Origin of the sequence: Siphonobacter sp. BAB-5405, assembly GCF_002872335.1 — a bacterium.
Taxonomy (GTDB): domain Bacteria; phylum Bacteroidota; class Bacteroidia; order Cytophagales; family Spirosomataceae; genus Siphonobacter.
In genome coordinates this window covers 1-642 of record NZ_NJAG01000054.1, presented here as the reverse complement: position 1 = coordinate 642, position 642 = coordinate 1, and the positions used below count along the sequence as shown (strand labels likewise).

The 642-nt window shown below is 50.0% G+C and carries 1 pseudogene; it reads right to left on the bottom strand.

From position 1 onward, the window contains the following. Positions 1–335: pseudogene (locus tag BWI97_RS24910) on the bottom strand (O-antigen ligase family protein); the annotation flags it as partial. Positions 336–642: the final 307 nt, after the last annotated feature.

Genomic DNA, 642 nt, shown 5'->3' with positions numbered 1-642 from the left:
TCAAAATCCTCCGATTCGTTCGGGAATAGCCCATAGTACATGGCCAGTCCCACAAAGCCCCAGAAGTACACGGGCAACTGGTACGAAATACTGAAAAACAGTCCACTGATGAGAAAGCCAAACAACGTGGATTGTTCGGTTGTGAAAACTTCGTTGCGTCGGTACATGATCACCAGCGTACCCACAATCAATAACATATTCAGGAAAAGTCCCACTGCTCCGTAGTTGTAGAGCATGTCGATGTACTGCGAGTGAATGATGGTGCCTTTTTCGGGGAAATCTTCGTTTTCCATGATCTCGCCCCGGTCATATCCTTCGTACCGCCAGCCCAGCATGAGGCGTTCGGGAATCTTGCTGATGTAAAATTCCGACTGTTCGAGTCGCCAGCTGCCGGTTTCGTCTTCCTTGGGGTCCAGAATTCCACCGACGTTTCAAGAAAGCCTGCGTTTAGCTTCGGGCAGTAGCGTAACCGCCGGAGCCAGTAAACAAAGCACCCGGGGTTTAAAACCCGGGGTTTCCCTTTGGGAAAAGGGCCCAAAATTTCCCGGGAAAATTTCCCGGGAAAATTTGGGTTTAAAACCCAAAAGGGCCCTTTAAAACCCGGGTTTAAAACCCGGGTTTCCCTTTGGGAAAGGGCCCAAA